We start from the raw sequence: 16,608 nt of genomic DNA on the forward strand, positions 1-16,608 counted from the left end.
AGCGAAGCGCTCCCGTATGCAGGAGCCGACCCATCGGGTCGGTCCTGCAATGATTTAGATAATCGACGCGGGAGTGGGCGCTACCGGACAGTGGCGCCTAGGGAGGTATTACTGCTTGAGCCGAGCCTGGAACGATGTGACGTTGTCAGCCGTGATCTGCTCGTAGGGAATCCAGACGTTCTGCTCGACCGGCTCGTTCTTGGCCATTTTCACCGCCGCCTCGACGGCACCGTTCGCTTGACCTTTGGCATCCTGAAAAACCGATACCGCAAGCATGCCGCGCTGCACAGCAGCCAGGCCATCAGGCGTACCGTCCACTCCGCCGATCAGAACGGAGCCCTTGTTCTTGCCGGACTGCTGTAACGCCATAGCGGCACCAATAGCCATTTCATCGTTATTGGACACGACGGCATCGAATTCACGCCCGGAAAGCAGCCAGTTGCTCATCAGGTCCATACCCTTGTCGCGCATGTAATTTCCTGTCTGCTCCTCGACAACTTTGATGTCTGGGTATTTAGCCAGAACTTCCTTCACACCCTTGGTACGGTTTTGCGTGGAGTTATTGGCCAGATCACCTAGCATGATGACCAGGTTGCCCTTTCCGCCCATTTTGTCAGCCAGGTACTGCATCTGCAGGCGGCCCGCTTCCAGGTCATTCGAAGCGACAACCACCACGCCTTCCGGCAGGGTTTTCTCATCCGGCCGGCGGTTCACATAGACCAGCGGAATACCGGCCTTGGTCGCCGCCTCGGTAATGTTCCGCGTGGCCGCCGTGTCGACTGGATTGACGATAATGGCGTCGACCTTCTGGCTAATAAAACTTTGTACCTGGTTGATCTGCTTGACCACATCACTACGGGCGTCTTCGAACTGAAGCTGGACACCATCAGGCATTGATTTGGCTTTATCCGCCATAGATTCGCGCAGGTACGTAAGCCAATTATCATCGAACTGCGCCATGCTCACGCCGACTTTGAGATCGGCCAAAGCTGCCGTGCTGGTCATCAATAACGACAGGGCTAAAGAAGCGACACGGTTTTTCATCCGCATGATAGATAACTCCATTTTATTGTTGGTGTTATGGCAGTGCTTGTAGCGTTATCGCGAGCCTGAAGGGCTCATCGGTGAAAAGAGCCCACCGGTTTGGAGCGATGCGATGAGGGCATGCGGAGGTGACGGTTATTCAGATCCTGAGGGCCCAGCGGTAGATAGCGAAGCGAGCCTGCAGTCTGGACACTTTGTAACAACAGGGAAAGAGCACGTTGGAAGCGACGGGAGAAGAAGGCTCGCTGTACGAGCGTAAAAGCGGTAGCAGAAAGCGGGACGGTTTTCATCGACGGCACCTATTTATTGTTGTTGGGCTCGCCCGGCGTGACTCGTATGGCATCAAGCCGGACCGTTAACACGTCAACCTAGAAGTGACTTTATTGGAAAATAAATTCCACATCAATAATTTTTAGAATTTTATTAAACATATTTTCAAACACTTGACTGGATGGGGACAACACACCCGAAAGCGCCCAAACAGACAGTTCTGAAGGTAAGAAAACAGTGGGGAAGCCTGCAGCAAAGCGGCAATGCAGGCTTATGAAAAGAAGGTTGAATGCTCATCTGTGTAAAAAGCGAGGCTTGTCAGCCTAAGGAAACAACGCAGCCTTCCTGACCACTCTGTCGGGCAGCATCCAGCACCCTTATGCAGGCAACGGCATCCCATGGGTCAACTGGGGGCCGGGCCTTCCCTTGCAAAGCCTGAGCGAGCTGGCTGTAGAAGAGATCCCAGCGCCCTCGCTCGGAAGGTACCCGTTCACGGTCCTCACCACGTTGCAGCCACCCCCACCGCCGATGTTCCTCCAGGCCCCATCGGTCTTTTTCCGTACGTGGCGAACGTCCATCGAACAGGGCCTGGGTCTGACCGTCGAGCCCCTCCACGGTGTAACTGGCTGTCGAACCCGTCACGCGAAAACGCGGGCCTGGTGTCTTTTGCAGGCAGTTACCATGAATATGCGAGATAACTCCGCCTTCATGATGCAGCGAGAGGAAAAATCCGTCGTCACGCTCGACCGTATCCGGCAGAAAACTTACTTCGGCATAAACGCTCTGAGCTGGCCCGAACAGTAGCAGCGCCTGATCGACCAAATGGCTGCCAATATCACGCAATACACCGCCCCCTGTATTTTGGTAAGCCGATACTGGATCGAAAACCTCAATACGGGATTCACAGGTCTGGATGGTACCGAGCGTACCGTTGCTGATCAGACGCCGTACCGTAAGAACGTCCGAGTCCCAGCGGCGGTTCTGGTAGACAGTCAACATTACCCCCGCCTCTTCCGCCGCCCGGACCAGCTCACGGGCTTGCGTTTCATCCCTGGCGAACGGCTTGTCACTGACCACGGGAATACCGTGTTCGATAGCCTCCATGATCAACTCGTACCGGGTATCGGGCGGTGTGGAGATGATGACGGCATCGATGCCCGTATCGATCAACTGGGCCAGGGTATCGTAGGCGGGTGTTTGCGGATGGTCCTGGGCAAGTTCGGCCCGTCGCTCGGGCGAGCGTGTCACCACGCCAGCCAAAGTTGCATGAGGTGTGCTGGCAATCAACGGCGCATGAAAATAACGGCCGCCCTTGCCATATCCCACGAGTCCTATACGCATGGTCTGTCTCCTCGGGCAAAAAAAGGCTGCGATTCAAGGAATCCTGTGGAATTCCTCAATCGCAGCCAAAACCGCCCATGGAATGAAGGGAAACAAGGCAGTTCCGGACTGCCTGTCTTTGAAGATTCGACTACATGATTAACTCATGAACTCTTTCTTCAGGCGCTCAAGCATAAAGCGACTGGACTCGTCGGCCCGGTCTTCGAAACCAAATACGGCTACAGTGGCAATGCCGTCGAACTTCATCTCGCGCAAGGTGGAGAAAAAGGCGTCCCAGTCCACTTCGCCCTGGCCGATATCCATGTGCTGGTGCACCGTTGCCGTAACGCCCGGCGGGTTGACGATGTAACGCAGCCCGGACGAAGCCCGATGGTTCCAGGTATCCGCGATGATGAGGTGGGTTAGTTTGTCTCCGGCATATTTCAGCATCGAGGCAATATCGCCCTTGCCGTCGTCGTAAAAGAAGGTGTGCGGCGCGGCGTACAGGTAATTCACGAAGTCCTTGTCGAGGCCGCGAATCAAGTCGACCGACTCGTTATTGCGCTCGCAGAAATCATACGGATGCGCCTGGATATCAAGCTTGATTCCCTCGCGCTCAAAGATTGGCAGCAACTCCTCCATGGATTTCATGAACTGGTTTTCGCATGCCAAGGGCTGGTCCGACTGGCCACTGAACTCAGTGTTCATCAGGTCGCAGTCCATTTCCACGCAGATCTCGATGGCACGCTTCCAGTTACGCACCGCTGCCTTGCGCAGCTCCTCGTCCGTTGCAGCCCAGTGGTAGACCGGCAGCAGCGAAGACAGCTTTACGCCTGTGTCACTCAGGGCCTTCTTGAATTCGCGGATGCGGTCCTTGTCGACGCGCGGATATTTATAGAACGGCAGGAAATCGTCCCGTGGGGACAGTTCAATGTAGTCGTAGCCCAGCTCCGCCACCTTATCCACCATCTTGGGAATGGGCAGGAAACGATACATGTTCGGGTCTAGACAAATACGCATGATCTGTTCTCCTCTGGCGGCCTCCCCCGCTAGAGAGAGGCCTGTTTCTTATTAATGGCGAGAGATTATTCGTAGAACGCAGGACGCTGCGGCAGGCGGATCGGCTCGATGGCGCCGCTGCGCTGGGCGGCAACGCAGGCATCGGCTGTCACGGCGGCCGTGTAGCCATCCCATGATGAAGGTCCGGTGATCTTGTCGGCCTTGATACCGTCGATAAAGGCTTGCAGTTCTACGTCGTAGGCATCGATGAAGCGCTGCTTCCAATCCATGAGGATTTCAGTGGAAAGCTTGGCGCCGCTGCGCATCTGCACAGAGGAAGGCTCCGGCAGTTTGGCGATGCCACGCTCGCCGACAACCTCGCATTGGATGTCATAGCCGTACTGGCAGTTGACGAAAACCTCTACGTCAATACGGGTGCCCTTGGCAGTTTCCAGCAATACGATTTGTGGATCCTTCAAATGGGCGAAGGCCTGGGATGTCTTGCGGGGATAGATAACCTGGGCCGAAACGTACTGGTCGTCCAGCAGCCAGCTGAACACATTGATCTCGTGGATCAGCGTGTCAACGATAGCCATTTCGGTGGTGTAGGACTCCCCTACCGTCGGGTTGCGGTGAGCCGCATGGATCATCAGCGGCTCACCGATCTTGTCGCTGTCAATGACTGCCTTGAGTGCGCGATAGCCCTGGTCGTATGGACGCATAAAGCCGACCTGAACCAAGCGCTTGCCATGCGCCATTTCAGCTTCGACGATTTTCCTGCATCCCTCCGCCGTGACGGCCAACGGCTTTTCGCAGAAAACCGGCTTGCCGGCGGCAATGGCCGACAGCACGAACTCTTCGTGGCTGGGCCCCCAGGAGGTCACCAGGATGGCATCCACTTCCGGTGCCTTGATCAGATCATGACCGCGGGCATAGACCTCGGCCTCGATGCCCTGCTGCTGGACAACCTTGGCCGCCTGCTCCTGATTGATGTCGTTGACCGCCACGACGGTGCTGCCCACCAGTGCGTGACTGCACCGGCGAATGTGATCCTGTCCGATAGTCCCTGTTCCGATTACGCCGATACGCAGTGTCATGGTCATTCTCCGTTTGGAATTTTTGTCCGAAAAACGTTGGGGTAATGCCGGGCGGTAACGGGTATCGCTGCGCTCCACCCATCACCGTATTCACAAATCAGTACTGTCGGGCCTTGGCGGTGTTCTCCTTGAGCATGCGTGACACCGCTTGAGTTTTCTCGCTGGTGGAAACTTCAGCACCCCCGACACGCCACCAGGAGAGATACTTATGAATCATGGTCTTGGGCAGAACCTTGATATCGATTAGCGTAGAGACGGTCTGCCGACGCGCGTCTTCCAGCGCGGCATGAAGTTCGTCCAGCGTCTTCACGCGATAGGTTTTGCAGCCATAGGCGGCGGCGCTCATGGCGAAGTCCACTGGTACGAAGCCACCGTCCAGCTTGCCGGTTTCCGGATTGCGATAGCGGAACTCGGTGCCAAAGCTGTCCATACCGTGTTCCATCTGCAGGTTGTTGATACAACCAAAGGTCATGTTGTCCAGGAGGATCACGTTGATCTTCTGGCGCTCCTGAATGGAGGTGGCCAGTTCGGAGTGCAGCATCATGTAGGAGCCATCGCCTACCAGGGCATAGACCTCGCGCTCGGGCTCGGCCATCTTCACGCCCAGAGCCGCGTTGACTTCATAGCCCATGCAGGAGTAGCCATACTCCAGGTGATAGGTATTGGTACCCTTGCTGCGCCAGGCACGTTGCAGATCTCCCGGCAGGCTTCCGGCGGCCGCGACAATGATGTCGTCGTTGGCCAGGGTTTCGTTCAGTGCGCCCAGCACGCGGCTCTGGGTAAGGCTGGAACCGGTCAGCTCGACAAACTCTTCCAGTACGGCACGTGGCAGGTGATCATCGATCTCCGGCACAAAGCCCTCAGTGGCATATTCGACACTGTAGACCCGGTCTACCTCATCCTTAAGCCTGGCACGAGCCTGCTGCGGTGCGTCGCTCCACTGCGCTTTATAACCGGTGCGGCCCAATGCCTCGCCTAGTGCCTCCAAACCTACCTTTGCGTCAGCCACGACCTGTACGGCGTCGAGCTTGTAGGCATCAAAGGCACTGGCATTGAGGTTGATGAACTGGACGTCTGGATTCTGGAAGATCCACTTGGACGAGGTGGTGAAATCCGTATAGCGGGTGCCTACACCAATGACCAGATCGGCTTCCTTGGCCAGCATATTTGCTGCCAGGCAACCGGTTTCGCCAATGCCACCTACGTTCAGCTCGTGGGCCGAGACGATAGCGCTCTTGCCTGCCTGGGTCTCGGCAAAAGGAATCTCGAAGCGTTCGGCGAAACGCTGGAGGGCATCAGCCGCACCGGAGTACTTCACTCCGCCACCGCAGATAAGCAGCGGCTTGCGCTTGCCCTTGAGCAGCGCCACGGCGTCTTCCAGCATGGCCTCGGTGGCCGGACGGCGGTCGATGCGGTGGACACGTTTCTGAAAGAAGTAATCAGGGTAATCGTACGCCTCGCCCTGTACATCCTGCGGCAAGGCCAGGGTGACCGCCCCCGTCTCGGCCGGGTCAGTCAGCACACGCATGGCATTGATGGCGGCAGTCATCAGCTGTTCGGGACGGGTGATCCGATCCCAATACTTGCTCACAGCCCTAAAGGCATCATTGGTGCTGATGCTCAAATCATAGGATTGCTCGATTTGCTGCAATACCGGATCAGGCTGGCGGCTGGCATACACATCACCCGGCAACAGCAGGACGGGAATCCGGTTAGCGGTTGCCGTGGCGGCTGCCGTAATCATGTTGGCAGCACCCGGTCCGACTGACGACGTACAGGCATAGATCTGGCGACGCAGTTTTTGCTTGGCGTAACCGACCGCCGCATGAACCATGCCCTGCTCATTACGGCCCTGATGCACGATCAGCTCGCCTGGGTCCTGCTCCAGCGCCTGTCCAAGGCCCAGCACATTGCCGTGACCAAAGATAGTAAAGATGCCTTTGACGAATTTGGTTTCAACCCCATCGACGCTTACGTACTGGTTGTCGAGAAACTTCACCAGCGCCTGGGCCATGGTCAGTCGTTTTGTACTCATGCAATCACCCTTCAATTTCACGCCTGGGGTCGAGTACAGAGCGGCACTTACCGCCCTGCCCTGCCTCCTTGCCTTGTTTTGATATGTAGAGCCTTAGGCAGCTTGGCCTTCCGACGCGCCTACCTGCGCCTTCAGGTGCTGCATACTGGCCACCAGCGCTGGCTGGATATCTGCCAGGGCATGTACATCCTCGGCAAAGGGTTCGAAGGATAGGTGGCCTGCATACCCCAGCCTGAGCAGTTGCTGGATTTGCGGTGCGTTACCCAGGATATCCGCCTCGCCCACCAGCACACGGTGGCCGTCACGGATGGCATTCAGTGGCAGCGCGCTATCTTCCACGCCAGAGATGTGCACCAAACCAGTCATCTCCGGGAAGAATTCCTGCTCGCCCGCCAGGTGATGGTGAAAGGTGTCATGCACCAGGCGGAACACATCGCGCCCGCCTACAGCGTTAATGGCATCCACCGCATCGCGCTTGCGACGCAGTGAGCATTCTTCGAAGCCCAGCGGCTCGACAAAACCCAGAATGCCGTGCTCACGTAGGATAGGTGCCAGCTCGGTCAGTGCAGTACGCAGGTCACGGGCGCGCTCGGCATCGCTGCGTGGATCGTTACGGTCATTCAGCGGGCACATCACCAGCCCCTCGGCACCGCAATCACGGGCATAGGCAGCCAGCTTGAGAGTCTGGGCACGGCGCTCATCGTTCCATACATCGAACGGGTACAGTGCATTGATCGACAGCACACGAATGCCCTTCTCCTGGCACAACTGGCGTACACGCAAAGCAGGCGTGCCGTCCTCTATCTCTACACCCTTGAGGTCGTTACGGATCTCAATGGCATCGGCATTCAAAGTCACAGCCAGAGAAATGAAATCTTCCAAGGGCAGGCGGGGGGCAACCATGCGGTTCAAGGCAAAGCGTAGAGGCTGGCTCATCGTGTTGTTCTCCGTAATTTTGATAAACGCAGTGTGGTAAGCCGACTGTCGAGGCGGCTGCTCGTCCACCTCTCAAGCCAGCGTCCAATCATTTAGCTGTCGGCATGCTGAACTCGGCACCTTTGGCGATGCTGTCGGGCCAGCGCTGCATAACGCTCTTGTAACGGGTATAGAAACGAATGCCTTCTTCACCATAAGCGTGGTGGTCGCCAAACAGGGAACGCTTCCAGCCGCCAAAGGAATGCCAGGCCATGGGAACTGGAATCGGCACGTTAATCCCTACCATGCCGACCTGGATGGAACGGGCAAACGCACGAGCCACTCCCCCGTCCGTGGTAAAGCAGGACACCCCGTTGCCAAATTCATGGGCATTAATCAGCTCTACCGCCGAAGCGAAGTCCGGCACGCGAACGATGCCCAGTACGGGGCCAAAGATCTCCTCCTTGTAAATAGTCATTTCAGGCTTGACCTGATCGAACAGGGTCGCGCCTACAAAGAAGCCCTTCTCGGAGCCCGGCACCTTGAAATTGCGGCCATCCACAATCAGCTTGGCACCTTCCTCCATACCCTTGGTGATATAACCTTCAACCTTGGCCTTGTGCTGGGCAGTTACCAGCGGGCCCATATCGGCATCGCCTTCCATGCCGTTACGCACACGTAGGTTGTCGATGCGAGGCAAAAGTTTTTCGATCAGCTTGTCGCCTACGTCGCCCACGGCTACGGCAATGGAAATGGCCATGCAGCGCTCACCAGCGGAGCCGTAGCCAGCGCCGATCAAAGCGTCTGCCGCCTGATCAAGATCGGCATCCGGCATAACAATCATGTGGTTCTTCGCGCCGCCCAGGGCCTGAACGCGCTTACCGCGACGGGTACCTTCCTGGTAGATGTATTCGGCGATGGGCGTGGAGCCCACAAAGGAGATGGCTTCGACATCTGGATGCTGCAGCAGCGCATCTACCGCTTCCTTGTCACCTTGCACCACATTGAATACGCCATCAGGCAGACCGGCCTGCTTGAGCAGATCGGCCATGAGCAGGCTGGCTGAAGGATCACGCTCGGAAGGCTTGAGTACAAAGGTGTTACCGGTAGCCAACGCCATTGGAATCATCCACAGCGGCACCATGACCGGGAAGTTGAACGGCGTGATGCCTGCGCAAACACCCAGCGCCTGACGCATGTTGTAGTTGTCGATGCCGCCGCCGATGTTGTCGGTAAACGCCGTCTTCATCAGATGAGGCGCACCACAGGCAAATTCGACAATCTCGATACCACGCGTCACTTCACCCATGGCATCCGACAAGACCTTGCCGTGTTCCGTGGTGATGATCTGCGCCAGCTCCTTATGATGCTTGTCGAGCAACTCCTTGAACTTGAACAGGATGCGCGAACGGCGCAGGGCCGACTGTTCAGACCAGACCGGGAACGCCGCCTTGGCCGCCGCAACGGCCTCGCCTACCGTTTTCGTTGTAGCCAGTGCCACACGCGCCTTTACTTCACCCAATGCTGGATTGAACACATCGCTATAGCGCTCGGTGCCCGCTTCCTGAACCTGACCATTGATGTAATGGCCGATGATTGTTTCTTGACTCATGTCGAACTCCTTTGGGGCCGCTCGAAGCACGGCGCAACTAATCACACAGTTGGATCAGCCAGACCGCGCTGATCCGGACAAATCAAACAGGCTTGGATGACAGCACCTGGCTATGCCCTTTAATAGCAACGGGCATGGGTTGACGGCGGATCTTGGCAAGCATGACCCCTTCCATCCTCTCCAGAGATATACCGCTGGTTTCTGGCACGAAGCGGCTGACAAACCAGTAACAGAACACGCAGCACCCCGCGAATAGCCACATTGGGAAGGCACCATTGAACGTATCCATGAGGTACGGATGCTCATTGATCATCGGGAACGTCTGGGTCACGAGGAAATTAGCGATCCACATACAGCACACGGCAACGCTCATTCCCAATGACCGCAGGCGATTGGGGAAGATTTCGGAAATCAGCACCCATGTTCCTACGCCCCAGGACATGGCATACGTCAGCATAAAAAGCAGCATGCCGAACAGCGTGAGGTAGCCGCTCTGGTAGGTGTACATGGAGTACGAGGTAGTGAGCAGGCCAGCAATGGCGCCAATAGTGCCGTAACGCATCAGCGGAACACGGCCAACGCGATCAATCAGCCAGACCCCGGCAAGGGTGCCCACCCACTGCATGACACCGATCCAAATCGTTTGGAACAAAGCCGACTCAGTACTGGCTGTAACGCCTTTAAGCACCATCGGAGCGTAATACATCATGACGTTTACGCCCGTAACTTGCTGCAGCATAGCCAGCATGCACCCTACGAACAGGATCAGCCCCAAGCCGGATTTGCGCAGCTCCAATTTCTGCGGGCATGCCTGCAGGTTCTGTTGAAGCGAATCCTTAATTTCCTTGAGCAGACGACCCGCGTGCTCAGCATTGGAAATACGCGTCAGTGTGCGCAGAGCCTTTTCGTCCTGCCCGACCATAACCTGCCAGCGCGGCGACTCGGGAATCATGAAGACCATGATGCAGAACAGGATACAGGGTACGACTTCCGAGCCGATCATCCAGCGCCAGCCGTACTCGACCAGCCACGCCTCGGTTACACCTTTGGCAATCAGGTAATTCACGATGAACACCACTACCTGCCCGCCTACGATAGCAATGGACTGCATACCCAGCGCCCGGCCACGCATACCCTTGGGTGAGACTTCCGACATGTACATGGGCGATACGGTAGATGCCAGCCCGACCGCGAGACCACCGATGATGCGGTAGATAACAAACCAGACAAAGCTGTCGACAACAGCAGCTCCAATAGCCGAGATGGTGAAGAGAGCGGCTGCTAGAACAAGGGCCTTCTTACGCCCCAGACGACCGGCTATCCAGCCTGCGCTCAAGGCACCGATTACACAGCCAATAACGACATTGGAGACAGCCCAACCTGTCTCAGCCGGCGACAGAGAAAAGTACTCCCGCAGTGAGTCAACGGCACCAGAGATGACCGCCGTGTCATAGCCGAACAGGATGCCTCCCAGGGCAGCCACTGCGCAGATTCTTAATACATAGCCAATGTCGTGGCGATGCGTCTCAGTTGTTTTACTTATCGTCATATCGCTCGCTCTGGTTTTTGTTGTTGGGTTTCCAGAAGTCAGCTACTGCGAAGTCGCTTCTGATTCGGCTCGTGCACTCTCCTTAAAGCGCGGCTCTTGGTACTCCCGCCCATACAGCGGGAGCGTCATGGTAATAACAGCTAGCTCTGCAACAGCCACTCATGGGCCGGGTCGTTATGGAATTTCCATATACGCTTGGGTCCCGCCATGACGTTCAGGTAATAAGAGGTATATCCCCAGGGCACACAGACAGGGTGGTAGCCCTTGGGTACGAGAACCACATCGTTGTTCTCTACTGCCATGGCCTGGTCAATGCTGCGATCGTCGGTATAGACCCGCTGGAAGACAAACCCCTGACTTGGATTCAACCGGTGGTAATAGGACTCCTCCAGAAAGCTCTGCGCCGGCAGGTCATCCGTGTCGTGCTTGTGGGGCGGATAGCTGGAAGAGTGGCCGGACGGAGTAATCACCTCCACCACCAGCAGCGAGTGCGCCTCGGCCGTATCCGGCAGGATGTCGCACACGTAGCGGGTGTTGGCGTCCTTGCCTCGGGTTGAACGCTTCATCGTCGCCGGCTCGATCAACCGGGGCGGCAGTGTCTCATCGGGATTTCCAGGCGCCAGGCACACAGCCACTTCCGCCTTTCCATGGGCGATTACCCGTGCCTCTGTAGCGGGCGGCAGGTAAGCGGCATACGGTGACTTATCCTCGAATACGCTTTGGCGATCACCAATATTTTCCCAGGCAAAGGAGCCTTTCTGGGCATGGTTCGCTGTAATGGTTGCCTTACCGCTTAACAGAACAATACACACTTCCTTGTCCTGACCATTAACAGGCAGCTCATCACCCTCGTTGAGCCTGTAGGCCGCAAAGCCCACGTATTCGAGTGCATCATCAGGTACCTGGACAAGCGTGCGGCTATCGGCAGAGCCTTTAACGAGCAAATCCATATAACCTCCTCTTAATAAAGGGTGAGTCGGGCATTGGCGCGAGAAACCAGCGCCTGCAGCGTTTCGTACCCTTTCCTGGCGTAGAGATAGCTGGGAGCCACAGCCGGATCCTGCTCCGCCTCGACAACCAGCCAGCCGCGGTAGTTGGCGGCGTACAGGGTGTCGAGCAGCTGGGCGAAATCGATGTCGCCATCACCTGGCACCGTAAACGTGCCATTGACGATGCAATCCGGGAAACTCCATTGATTATTGCGAGCCAGTTGCACGACGTTCTTGCGAACATCCTTGAAGTGCGCATGGCAGACACGCTCCACATGCTTCTTCAGAACACTTAGAGGATCACCACCCCCCATATAGCAATGGCCGGAATCGAACAGCAGACCAACCTCCTCGCCCGTCACTTCCATCAACCGATCGATATCGTCAGGCGACTCCACATAAGCGCCCATGTGATGGTGATAGGCCAGGCGCACCCCTTGGGATTGGGTAAAACGAGCCAGTTGAGTGAGCTTGTCGCCATATACCTTCCACTGCTCGTCGCTATGGAAACGAGGACGCTCCACCAGCGGGACACGCTTACCCTGAATAGAGCCGGCCACCTCGCCATACACCAATACCTTGGCGCCGTTTTCAGCCAGTAGCCGACAATGCCCAGCAATCGCCTCGACTTCTTCTTCCGCACTGCGATGGGCCATAACGCTTGAGTACCAGCCAGAGACCAGCTCCAGGCCATATTCACCCAGTACGTCACGAACACCCTCAGGTGTTTTGGGAAACTTGCCGTTAAGCTCGAAACCCTGGTAACCGATCTCCTTACCCTCGCTCAGCGCCGTGCTCAGCGGTGTTTCGCCACCTAGTGAGGGCAGGTCGTCATTGCTCCATGAGATCGGGTTGATTCCGATCTTGACCGGTGAATTCGTCATATCAGCCGCACCTAATTGTTGTTGTCGGGTTGAGCAAAGGATCAGAGACGTCTTAGTCCAGTCGGCGCGCCTCCCGCCAGGACTTGATCAAGAACTCAAACGTGGATTGCACCCGGTTAATCAACGTCTCGTCATCGATTTCACCAGCAAGCCAGGCACGGCTCGGCTCCTGGAAGATCGTCCGGCCAACGGCAAAGCCCCGGCACGTCTTGCTGGCGCTGGCCTGGCGGAAGCCGTCGGCCAAGTCGGCGGCGGGTGCATTCAGGCCCAGCAGTACCACCCCGTGGCAATAAGGGTCGCGCTCGGTAATCAGGGCATCGAGCTTTTCCCAGACGTCTTCTGGCTGGGATTCGATCTTCCACCAGTTAGGATAAATACCGATGTTGTATAAACGTTTGATTGCACGATAAAGCACATCCGGCTGCTCACACGGGTGACTTTTTGGCGGGATGACTTCCAACAAGAGCTCATGGCCGCTGGCCTGGGCAGCTTCATACAATCCTTTGAGTTGCGCTTCCTGCTCCAGACGGAGCATAGACTCGTCATCCGGGTGGAATTGCACCAGGCACTTGATAATCTGTTCCTGTGGCCACTTGATCAGATTGCTGCCAATGGAGCGACCAGGCTCGAATGCCAATGGACGAGAGCCTTGCAGCTCTACAGGACGAGCGATCCACCAACCACGGCCGGTTGCAGTATTCAATGCATCCTGGCCAAACCGCTCATCGGCCAGGAGCCCTACATCACCCTGAATGGCTTTTGCTTTAAGGTCGCTTTCAACGCGTTCAATGGCCTTGATGAACAGTTGCTTGAGTTCAGGGATAGCCTTGAGATCACGGCCAGCCTGCTGCGCCAGTTCCACCAATTGACCACGATGGTCAAACGCAAAGATATACAGGGGATTCCACATTTTGCGCGGCACGCTTACCCGATGCAGGCGGTTCAGTACGGGATCAAGATCCGGCCGGGTGATCGGTGTCGGGCTATTAAAAAAATAATCGAGCTCTGCCAGGGTCGGCATGGCTGGCGCACAGGCATGGCGTGCGACCACTAGCCCCCCACAGGCATTAGCCAACTGACAGCAGCGAGCGTCGTCGCCGCCGGTGAGCCATCCACGCAGGAAGCCAGACATAAAGGCGTCACCCGCGCCCAACACGTTGAGCACCTCAACGCGGATGCCTTGATGGATTTCGCCATCCTCCAGGCGCTCGGGAATAGCCCCATGTATCACCGTGCATCCCTGCGCCCCTAGCTTGACCACCAAGGTGGCAGCAGTCACTTCGCGTACTTTGCGCAGCGCCATGAGCAGATCATCCGAACCGCCGGCAATCATGAATTCCTCTTCAGTCCCGACGACCAGATCGAAACGCGGCAGTATGCGCTGTACGTGAGCACTTACTTCCGCGTTGGCAATAAAACGGGTCTCACCATCGGCTTTACCGGTAAGACCCCAAAGTACCGGACGATAGTCGATGTCCAGTACACGCTTTACGTTGTGCTTCTCGGCATAGTCCAGCGCCCGGCTGCTTGCCTTGTACATGCCCTCAGTTGAGAAGTGCGTGCCGGTGATGAGCAATGCCTTGCTGGATGCAATAAAGGCTTCGTCGATGTCTTCTTCGCGCAACGCCATGTCGGCGCAGTTTTCGCGATAAAACACCAAAGGAAAGGTTTCACGATCCTTGATCCCCAGGAGGACCATGGCAGTCAGCCGCTCGGGATCGACTTTGATAGCACGTGTATCGCAGCCTTCCTTGTTTAGGGATTCCACCAGGAAGCGCCCCATGTGATCGTCACCAACACGGGTCAGCATGGCGGACTTCAACCCCAGGCGCGCAGTGCCGAAGGCGATGTTGGCGGACGAGCCGCCCAGGTACTTGGCAAAACTGCTGACATCTTCGAGCCGTGCACCGATCTGTTGTGCATACAGATCGACGCCGAGGCGCCCAAGACAAATAACATCCAGCTGACGTCCATTGGCAAAGGTTGTGTCGCCCATGGTGGCTCCTATTGTTTTTATCGGCCTACGGTCTCAAGCACGCCAGGTGCTGAACAGGTTGAAGCCCAGACTAAAACGTCCTCACAAATTAATCAAACATTTTTTCCATTCTTATTATTTTGGAATTAAATTTCCATACCATCTGCAAAGGCCTGTTCTCAAGGCATCACAAAAACACTTCAGCGGCCCCTGAAACTCAACTAGCAGCCTATAACCAGAGGGGGTAAAAAGCAGAGCGACAGCTCCTGAGGCTGAAAGGAACCGTTTTTTTGAGCAGCTAAAAAACCGGTCCGGCTGCTGACGTAATGCAAGCTAATTTCCAGGCATAAAAAAACCCGCCTGGGCAGGCGGGTTTTTTATTCACGTAACGCTTATAGCAGCGGAATCGAGTAGCTCACGATCAGACGGTTTTCATCCTGATCACGTTGCCCATCAAACTGCGAGCGATACATGGCGTTTTTCCAGGTCAGGCCTACGCCTTTGAACGTACCATCAGGCACAACATACGCTACGGAGATATCACGCTCCCACTCGCTCTTGTCGCCAGTAGAGCTTGCCGCATTGTCGCCGCTCAGGTAGGTCACGCCTGCGGTCAAGCCGGGCACACCCACGGTTGCGAAGTCATAAGCATAACGAACCTGCCAGGTGTCTTCGTCGGCACGAGTGAACTTGGCGATCTGCGAGTCGGTATTGATGTACGCGGAGGAACCGTCGCCCTGGTTCAGGAAGGGGAAGTCGCTGTCACCATTGGTGATCTGATAGCCTGCTGCGACGGTATGACCGTAGATCGCATAGGAAAACAGGGCGCTGTATAGACGGTTGTCCACTTCACCACTGGTACGGCCGTTACTGTAATAGCCTGTAGAAGCGTAAAGACCCGTATCATCGGAACTCTTGTTATTACCGCTACCCTGGCTATTGAAATAGCGCAGGTCGGTCTTGAACGTACCATCGCCCAGCTTGATGCTATGGCCCAGGCCCAGGAAGTGCTGGTCGTAGAAGTTTTCCAACTGACCGAAGTAGTACTGCAGGGTCAGGTCCTTGGTCACGGCGTAATCTGCTCCCGCGAAACGGAACTGATTGCTGTCACGTGCAGTAGAACCACTATTGGAGCCTGCGATGGAAAGCTCTTCGTTGTTGCTCGAACCACGCGCCTTGACGTGCTCGATCTGGCCAGCCGTTAGGGTCAGCTGATCGATGTCCTTGGACGTGATCTGACCGCCCTCAAACGTTTGCGGCAACAGGCGACCATCGTTATAGGTCACAACCGGCAGTTTGGGAATCAGCGTACCGTAACGCAGTTCGGTCTTGGCAATGCGAGCCTTGGCCGTCAGGCCCAAGGTGCTAAAATTATCTACATAGCTGCCATCGGTTTCACGGGGGAAGCTGCCACTAGCGCTCGGCTGGCGCTCAGCTGAACTCTTACCCTGGCGGCTACCGCCATCCAAACGAACACCCACCATACCCAGCGCATCAACGCCAACACCTACGGTGCCTTCGGTAAAGCCGGACTGATAGTTAAGCATGAAGCCCTGGCCCCACTCCTCGTACTTGGAGGGGTTGTTTGCGCCATTGCGGTTGTCGGTATTGATGTAGAAGTTGCGCAGCGACAGCGTCGCCTTGCTGTCCTCAATAAAGCCTGCCGCATGAACAGATGAAAAAACGGACAGACTCAAACATGCACTGGCGATTGCCAGGGCCAAAGGCTTCTTAACCATGAAAAGAAAATGCTCCAGAACTTTTTATGTTGCTATCGCCCTAACCCGCGGGTTAGAGCGAAATATGCGCAAAGAGGAGTAGGAAGACCTTATCAACGAGAGACAACAATCCCCATTGTCGTTACTCAAGCAATAAAAAGCGTGCTAACCGAATCGTCCCTGCGGCGCGCAACATAAATG

At 56.1% G+C, this 16,608-nt stretch carries 13 protein-coding genes; all 13 read right to left on the reverse strand.

Annotated elements, in window-relative coordinates; all coding sequences use genetic code 11:
- Window positions 1-108: 108 nt before the first annotated feature.
- The 13 genes from IQ22_RS08965 to IQ22_RS09025 all read right to left on the reverse strand — a co-directional run bounded on the left by IQ22_RS08965 (window position 109) and on the right by IQ22_RS09025 (window position 16,428).
- A complete protein-coding gene (locus tag IQ22_RS08965) occupies window positions 109-1,050 on the reverse strand; it encodes a sugar ABC transporter substrate-binding protein (protein ID WP_145140862.1) in 942 nt (313 codons plus the stop codon).
- Between the two features lie 68 nt (window positions 1,051-1,118).
- Complete coding sequence (locus IQ22_RS08970) at window positions 1,119-1,334, reverse strand: hypothetical protein (protein WP_145140864.1); 216 nt, start codon at window positions 1,332-1,334, stop codon at window positions 1,119-1,121.
- A 298-nt stretch (window positions 1,335-1,632) separates the two neighbouring features.
- Complete coding sequence (locus tag IQ22_RS08975; protein WP_145140866.1) at window positions 1,633-2,655, reverse strand: Gfo/Idh/MocA family protein; 1,023 nt, start codon at window positions 2,653-2,655, stop codon at window positions 1,633-1,635.
- A gap of 138 nt (window positions 2,656-2,793) precedes the next feature.
- Window positions 2,794-3,654 carry a sugar phosphate isomerase/epimerase family protein gene (locus IQ22_RS08980; protein ID WP_145140868.1) on the reverse strand — a complete coding sequence of 287 codons (861 nt, stop codon included), beginning with the start codon at window positions 3,652-3,654 and terminating at the stop codon, window positions 2,794-2,796.
- A gap of 65 nt (window positions 3,655-3,719) precedes the next feature.
- Window positions 3,720-4,730, reverse strand: a complete 1,011-nt coding sequence (gene iolG, locus IQ22_RS08985; protein ID WP_145140870.1) for a bifunctional inositol 2-dehydrogenase/D-chiro-inositol 1-dehydrogenase — start codon at window positions 4,728-4,730, stop codon at window positions 3,720-3,722.
- Window positions 4,731-4,827: 97 nt separating this feature from the next.
- Window positions 4,828-6,765, reverse strand: coding sequence for a 3D-(3,5/4)-trihydroxycyclohexane-1,2-dione acylhydrolase (decyclizing) (gene iolD / locus IQ22_RS08990; protein ID WP_145140872.1), 1,938 nt, complete (start codon window positions 6,763-6,765; stop codon window positions 4,828-4,830).
- A gap of 93 nt (window positions 6,766-6,858) precedes the next feature.
- Complete coding sequence (locus tag IQ22_RS08995; RefSeq protein ID WP_145140874.1) at window positions 6,859-7,701, reverse strand: TIM barrel protein; 843 nt, start codon at window positions 7,699-7,701, stop codon at window positions 6,859-6,861.
- Between the two features lie 88 nt (window positions 7,702-7,789).
- Complete coding sequence (locus IQ22_RS09000) at window positions 7,790-9,292, reverse strand: CoA-acylating methylmalonate-semialdehyde dehydrogenase (protein WP_145140876.1); 1,503 nt, start codon at window positions 9,290-9,292, stop codon at window positions 7,790-7,792.
- An 82-nt stretch (window positions 9,293-9,374) separates the two neighbouring features.
- A complete protein-coding gene (locus IQ22_RS09005; protein WP_145140878.1) occupies window positions 9,375-10,841 on the reverse strand; it encodes a sugar porter family MFS transporter in 1,467 nt (488 codons plus the stop codon).
- A 140-nt stretch (window positions 10,842-10,981) separates the two neighbouring features.
- Window positions 10,982-11,791, reverse strand: coding sequence for a 5-deoxy-glucuronate isomerase (gene iolB, locus IQ22_RS09010; protein ID WP_145140880.1), 810 nt, complete (start codon window positions 11,789-11,791; stop codon window positions 10,982-10,984).
- An 11-nt stretch (window positions 11,792-11,802) separates the two neighbouring features.
- A complete protein-coding gene (gene iolE / locus IQ22_RS09015; protein WP_145140882.1) occupies window positions 11,803-12,714 on the reverse strand; it encodes a myo-inosose-2 dehydratase in 912 nt (303 codons plus the stop codon).
- A 52-nt stretch (window positions 12,715-12,766) separates the two neighbouring features.
- Window positions 12,767-14,710, reverse strand: coding sequence for a bifunctional 5-dehydro-2-deoxygluconokinase/5-dehydro-2-deoxyphosphogluconate aldolase (locus IQ22_RS09020; RefSeq protein WP_145140884.1), 1,944 nt, complete (start codon window positions 14,708-14,710; stop codon window positions 12,767-12,769).
- A 371-nt stretch (window positions 14,711-15,081) separates the two neighbouring features.
- Window positions 15,082-16,428 carry an OprD family porin gene (locus IQ22_RS09025; protein WP_145140886.1) on the reverse strand — a complete coding sequence of 449 codons (1,347 nt, stop codon included), beginning with the start codon at window positions 16,426-16,428 and terminating at the stop codon, window positions 15,082-15,084.
- Window positions 16,429-16,608: the final 180 nt, after the last annotated feature.

It is taken from the genome of Pseudomonas duriflava, from assembly GCF_007830155.1.
GTDB classification, from domain to species: domain Bacteria; phylum Pseudomonadota; class Gammaproteobacteria; order Pseudomonadales; family Pseudomonadaceae; genus Chryseomonas; species Chryseomonas duriflava.